We start from the raw sequence: 5,776 nt of genomic DNA on the forward strand, positions 1-5,776 counted from the left end.
TCTCGGGCGTGGTGGTGCGGCCGATCGTCTGCAGCCCGGCCGCGCGAAACCGCGACATCAGCCAGGAATCGTCCTCGGCCACGAGGCCCGCCGCGAGCCGGCTGCCCAGCTCGACGCGCTTGCCGCGCATCGACACCGCGAGATCCTTGATCAGGAACGGCACGCCCGAGAGCGGGCCGGCGGCCGGCGGCGCGGCGTCGATGTCGGCGTGGGCGGCGTCGGCGGGCCAGTGCTCGATCACGGCGTTGATCTCGGGGTTGACGGCGTCGATCGCCCGGCGCGCCAGCGCGGCCAGTTCCGCCGCGCTGACGTCGCCGGCCGCGACACGTTGGGCCAGGCCGATGGCGTCGTGGCTCGCGTATTCGTTGAGGTTCATGGTTGCCTTCCCGGTGGAAGCGATGAGGAAGGCCACACGATAGGGGCTGGCGGGGCGCGTGATTAGCCACGCAAAGCGGCAAGGATTGCGCCGTACACGGCACAATCGCCGTGCTAGTCTGCCGCCATGACCGCCCGCCCTTTCCTGTCCGTACGCCCATGAGCCGCGACCTCAACGACACGCTCGTGTTCCTGCAAGTCGTGCAGTGGGGCAGCTTCACCGCCGCCGCGGCCGCCTTGCAGACGCCGAAAACCACCGTCAGCCGGCGCGTGCGCGAGCTCGAGGCGCATCTCGGCGCGCGGCTGCTGCACCGGACCACGCGCAAGCTGCGCCTGACCGAGGCCGGCACCGCCTATTTCGAGCATTGCCGCGCGATCGGCGGGCAGCTCGACGCGGCCGAGCACGCCGTGCAGCGCATTCGCGGCACGCCCGGCGGCTGGCTGCGCGTGACGCTGCCCTATTCGTTCGGCGCGACCTGGATCGCGCCGCTGATCGCCGGCTTCTGCACGCGCTATCCCGACGTGCGGCTCGACATCGTCGCCTCGCACATCCCGGTCGACCTGTTCGGCGAGGACGTGGACGTGGCGCTGCGGCTCGGCGCGCTGCCCGATTCGAGCCTCGTGGCGCGGCGGCTCGGCACGTTCTCGACCGCCGTCTACGCCAGCCCCGGTTATCTCGAACGGCACGGCGCGCCGGCCACGCCGGACGCGCTGCCGCAACACCGCGTGCTCGCCCTGCATCAGGCGCGCAGCGAGAGCGGCTACGTCTGGCCGCTGCGCACCACCGGCCGCAAGCCGGTGCGCTACGCCGTGGAGCCGGTGATCGTGGCGAGCGATCCGGCGCTCGTGCTCGACGCCGCGCGCGCCGGCCTGGGCCTGCTGCTGGCGCTGGACGCCAGCATGGCGCCCGAGGTCGAAGCCGGGCGGCTCGTTCGGGTGCTGCCCGAGTGGATCGGGCCGCCGCAGGATTTCAACGCGCTGTTTCCGCGCGAGCGCGCGCCGTCGCCGAAACTGCAGGCGTTCTTGCAGTATCTGAAGGCGCAGTTGCGGGTTGGCAAATGAACGGATACGCGCGGCCGAAATATCGGTAAATCGGCTTCGCGGATTTTCGAGTCATGAGCGTTCACTTTATTCGACAGCGACCGAATCAGCTTTCAAAAACATATCAATCGATTTGCACGGTCATTCCGTTAAATATCGCCGTATCATGGCGCCGCCGCTCCTGCGGGACAGAACGTCATATCAAAATCAAATCGACAGGACCATTCCGAATGAAAAAGCTGCTCGTGTTGTCGGGCACATGCCTGATCCTTTCTCAAAACAGCTTCGCCGACACGTCGGCCGAATACGCCGCCTGCCGCGACCGCGCGGCCGGCAATGCGGTGCAACTCGACCTGTGCGTCGAAAAGGAACTGGCGGTTCAGGACACGCGCCTGAACAAGGTCTACGGGAAACTCGCCCGCAAGTACGCCGGCGATCCGGCCCGGCGCAAGGCGCTGAAGGCCGACGAGCTGGCCTGGCTGAAAAACCGCGATGCGGAATGCCAGAGCGGCAACGGTGGCTCGACGCTGCCCGATTGCGAATTGCGCAAAACCGATGCGCGCGCGGACGAACTGGAATCGCGGTTGGCAAACTGATTATCGGTAACACGCGGGAGCGACGGCAAATACGCATGAACACGGCGATGTCATATCGGCCGCGCCATTCCCGAACTCCCGCGAACGATTAACCCGCCCAAACTCATGACACCGAATGCCGATTCGCCACCGATCGCGATCGATCGGATTTCAACACGCCCGTTCGCCCTCTGGCTCGGGCTCGCCGTAATCTACGTGACGGTTTGGGAGCTCTACAAGGGCGTGATCACGCTGCTGCTGGTATCGGCGTTCTTGCTGCTGCCGCTAGCAATCGGCTGGCTGGTCGGCAGTCTCGCGAATGCCGTGCGCGGCCGCTGGCGCTCCGCGGCCTCGACGTTCTTGGCACCGCTGCTGGTGGGCGTGCTGATGATGGCGCTGCCCGCGATCGGGCTCGATTCCCAGCGCGTGCATTTCCTGCTGGTCAAGTATCCGCATGAAATCGCGCTGCATCTCGAGCCGCACGGCACGGAAACGTTCCACATGTGGAGCTGGGGATTGAACGCCGCCCCGCTGTCGCCGGGCGTGGCCTACACGCTCGAATACGATCCGACGGACGCGATCCTGCGTGCGCCGAAGGTGCTCTCGAAGTCGGTCAGGCCGATGGGCGATCACTTCTATGTCGTGATCGAATCGGAAGACGGCACGCCGGTTTGACAGCGTCAACATCTGCCCAAAAACAAAAGCCGCGCGACCGACATCGCGCGGCTTTTTCATTGCGTCATCTCGACTGACTTACCGCCCCGCCCGAAGCTCGCCCCCGCCGGCGCATCGGGCCGCGTGCCCGGATACGCGCGGCGCAGCTTCGCCACCTGCGCGGCCGTCACCGGCGAACCGCTGTTGCCCCAGCTCGTGCGCACGAACGTCGCGACATCCGCCACCTCCCGATCCGACAGACGCCAGCCGAAGCGCGCGCCGTCGCCGAAGCTGCAGGCGTTCTTGCAGTATCTGAAGGCGCAGTTGCGGGTGGACAAATGAACGGATACGCGCGGTCGAAATATCGGTAAATCGGCTTCGCGATCCCGGCCATCAGCACGAACACACGCCGCGAAGCGTGTCCCGGACGTCGGGCACACACCTTCATGAAGCCTCACCCGGACCGTTCGCTATTTCGGACGGGCCTTCGCCAGCAAAAACTTCAGGGTGCCCTTTTGTCGTAGCGTCAGAAGGTTTGCGCGTCCATTGCACGCGGCATCAGGAGCATTTCGAAATGTCAGGTCGACGCATCGGCAACAACTACCCCAGCGGATTGAGCTACGGGCAACCGGAACCGGGCTCCGCCAACGGCGATGGCAACACCACGCGCGGCGCCTCTGCGACGGGGGAAGCATCGCAACCATCGATGCGAGGCGGCATGTATCTCGCCGACCTCCAAACCTTGTCGAGGCCTCGCCGCCCGCCATCGATACAGTCCCCGTCAACTTCCCGCCTGGCTCGCAGCGGCCCGGCCGGTACCGATGAGCCCGGAACGACCCGCCACGCCGGTGTGACCAGCCCGCCTGCGGCACCGACTATCTTTCAGCTTCTCCATGCCGGAGGGATTCCCACCCATACACGAGCGGAAGCAACGCTGGAGGGGTTTTCCAGCGCCGAAACGGCCGAATTGACAGCGCTGACAGGCAAGATTCTCGATGCCCTCGGGCCGATTTTCCCGCCTGGGCATAACGATCTTCTGATCACCAAGGCATCCCTTCCGCGGGATTTCGCGCGAACCGTCTTTTACGGCAAGGCGGCGGATATCGAGCTGAATCTGGACGCGCATCTCGGCCGCGGAAAAACAGCGTTGGACACGTCGGCGCTCGCCCGAATCGCACAGACGTTGACACACGAGATCGTCCTTCACACGCGCAAGGAATTTCAGGAGTATTTTTCGGCAAAGAAAATTTCGCGAACAGGCGGCGGCATGGAAGGCCACCGGGAGGCATGCACGCCTCAGGCCCGTGAAGAGTATTTCGAGGCCAGCTATCTCGTGTCGAGGCAATTGCCCGCGCACTCCAGGCCGGTGTTCGCCCGGGAGTGGCACGATGAAATCGACTCGCTCGCGCGTGATCCGGAAACCAACCTGTCGCTGTCACGTGAGGAGCGGGCAGAGCTTCAGCAATGGATTGCCGCGCGTTACCGCCAGTTGGCGGAATAGCCAGTCGACGTCCTGCGGCCCGTCAGGTTCCGGTGCCTCGGTACGCATCGGCGCATCGAGAACGGAGACGTAGGGCTCGAAGCCGCTGCATCCTTCGATCTCGACTTCCGCATGCCTGAACAGATCCTCCGCCGCCCAATCGGCGAGCGCGAGCGAGGGCAAGCCTTTTACTCGGCGGCTCGGCGGGACGGGTAGACCGATCCGTCAGGCCGCTGGCCCACCGGGATCGTGAGCATCGTCTCCCCCGGTCGCCGGGCATCGAGGACGCCCGATATCTCAGCGTCCCGCCCACGGGCACGTCACCCCAAAGGCCGAGCCGGAACAACGCCCTTCAACAGTGCGGTGACCCGCCCTACCGCCCCGCCCGCCCGAAGCTCGCCCCCGCCGGCGCATCGGGCCGCGTGCCCGGATACGCGCGGCGCAGCTTCGCCACCTGCGCGGCCGTCACCGGCGAACCGCTGTTGCCCCAGCTCGTGCGCACGAACGTGGCGACATCCGCCACCTCCTGATCCGACAGACGCCAGCCGAACGGCGGCATCGTGAACGTCGACGGCGCGGTGTGCGTGCCGTTCAGCGCCGCGCCTTCCAGCACCACGTGAATCAGCGAGGTCGGATCCGCGCCCTGCACCACCGGGTTGCCGCCGAGCGCCGGGAACACGCGCGTGTAGCCGCGGCCGTCGCTGCGGTGGCAGGCCATGCAGTTGTCGACGTAGACGGATGCGCCGGCCCGGTTCGCGTCGCCCGAGCGCAGCGCCTTGGCGGCCGCGTCGTCGTACGCGTACGGCGTCTCGCCTGCCGCGCGCGGCGGCAAGGTCTTCAGGTAGCGCGCCATCGCGTTCAGATCGGCATCGTCGAGGTACTGCATGCTGTGATCGACCACGTCGGTCATGCCGCCGAACGCTGCGGTGTGGGCGTTGCGCCCCGTCTTCAGGAACTGCACGAGCTGCGCCTCGGACCACGTGCCGAGGCCGGTGCGCGGCTCGCCGCGCAGGCTGGTGGGCACCCAGCCATCGATGGCCGCGCCGCCGGCCAGGAAATCGAGGCCGTCGGCGTCGCTCAGCGCGCGCTCCTGCATGGTTGCGGCGCGCGGCGTGTGGCACGCGCCGCAATGGCCGAGGCCCTGCACGAGATAGGCGCCGCGCGCGAGCACGGCGTCGGGGTAGCGCGCGGCGTCGAACGGCTGCGGCGCGGGCGCGTAGAGCTTGCGCCAGATGCCGAGCGGCCAGCGCATCGACAGCGGCCAGACGATGTCGACGGGCCGGTTGGCCTGCTCGACCGGCGTCACGCCGTGCATGAAGTACGCGTACATCGCGCGCACGTCCTCGCCGGACAGCCGCGCGTAGGACGGATACGGCATCGCCGGATACAGCGTGTCGCCGTTCTTGCGCACGCCGGAACGCACGGCGCGATCGAAATCGGCCAGGCTCCAGCCGCCGATGCCGCTCGCGCGGTCGGGCGTGATGTTGGTCGAGTAGATCGCGCCGATCGGCGTGTCGAATTTCAGGCCGCCCGCGAACGGCTTGCCGCCCGATGCGGTGTGGCAGGCGATGCAATCGCCGGCCCGCGCCAGGTATTCGCCGCGCTTGAGCAGCTCGGCGGAGGCGGCGGACGCCGCCGAAGCCGAAGCCGA

At 67.1% G+C, this 5,776-nt stretch carries 6 protein-coding genes and 1 pseudogene; 4 read left to right on the top strand and 3 right to left on the bottom strand.

The window, feature by feature from the left end; genetic code table 11:
- Nucleotides 1-376 (bottom strand): amidase family protein (locus G3N92_RS29965; protein ID WP_241015106.1); only part of this gene is annotated, 376 nt, incomplete at its 3' end.
- Between the two features lie 158 nt (nucleotides 377-534).
- Here G3N92_RS29965 and G3N92_RS29970 point away from each other — a divergent pair.
- The 3 genes from G3N92_RS29970 (at nucleotide 535) to G3N92_RS29980 (ending at nucleotide 2,666) form a co-directional block, all read left to right on the top strand.
- Nucleotides 535-1,437: a LysR family transcriptional regulator gene (locus G3N92_RS29970; protein ID WP_206131181.1), complete on the top strand. Its 903-nt coding sequence runs from the start codon at nucleotides 535-537 to the stop codon at nucleotides 1,435-1,437.
- A 53-nt stretch (nucleotides 1,438-1,490) separates the two neighbouring features.
- Nucleotides 1,491-2,012, top strand: a complete 522-nt coding sequence (locus tag G3N92_RS29975) for a lysozyme inhibitor LprI family protein (RefSeq protein ID WP_206131182.1) — start codon at nucleotides 1,491-1,493, stop codon at nucleotides 2,010-2,012.
- A 105-nt stretch (nucleotides 2,013-2,117) separates the two neighbouring features.
- Entirely contained in the window at nucleotides 2,118-2,666 is a 549-nt protein-coding gene (locus G3N92_RS29980) for a hypothetical protein (RefSeq protein ID WP_206131183.1), read from the top strand.
- Between the two features lie 56 nt (nucleotides 2,667-2,722).
- On the opposite strand, the pseudogene G3N92_RS29985 reads toward G3N92_RS29980, so the two are convergent.
- Nucleotides 2,723-2,917 (bottom strand): annotated as a pseudogene (locus G3N92_RS29985) (cytochrome c); the annotation flags it as partial.
- A gap of 302 nt (nucleotides 2,918-3,219) precedes the next feature.
- Between G3N92_RS29985 and G3N92_RS29990 the strand changes: the two are divergent.
- Nucleotides 3,220-4,146, top strand: coding sequence for a hypothetical protein (locus tag G3N92_RS29990; protein ID WP_206131184.1), 927 nt, complete (start codon nucleotides 3,220-3,222; stop codon nucleotides 4,144-4,146).
- Nucleotides 4,147-4,498: 352 nt separating this feature from the next.
- On the opposite strand, the gene G3N92_RS29995 is transcribed toward G3N92_RS29990, so the two are convergent.
- The coding region (locus G3N92_RS29995) for a cytochrome c (protein WP_206131185.1) at nucleotides 4,499-5,776 on the bottom strand (1,278 nt) is incomplete at its 5' end.

Source organism: Burkholderia sp. Ac-20379, assembly GCF_017104645.1.
Lineage (GTDB): Bacteria > Pseudomonadota > Gammaproteobacteria > Burkholderiales > Burkholderiaceae > Burkholderia.

Bases quoted from the DNA above. Each gene is read 5' to 3' on its own strand.
- G3N92_RS29970 (WP_206131181.1), top strand. From the start codon at position 535: ATGAGCCGCGACCTCAACGACACGCTCGTGTTCCTGCAAGTCGTGCAG.
- G3N92_RS29975 (WP_206131182.1), top strand. From the start codon at position 1,491: ATGAGCGTTCACTTTATTCGACAGCGACCGAATCAGCTTTCAAAAACA.
- G3N92_RS29980 (WP_206131183.1), top strand. From the start codon at position 2,118: ATGACACCGAATGCCGATTCGCCACCGATCGCGATCGATCGGATTTCA.
- G3N92_RS29990 (WP_206131184.1), top strand. From the start codon at position 3,220: ATGTCAGGTCGACGCATCGGCAACAACTACCCCAGCGGATTGAGCTAC.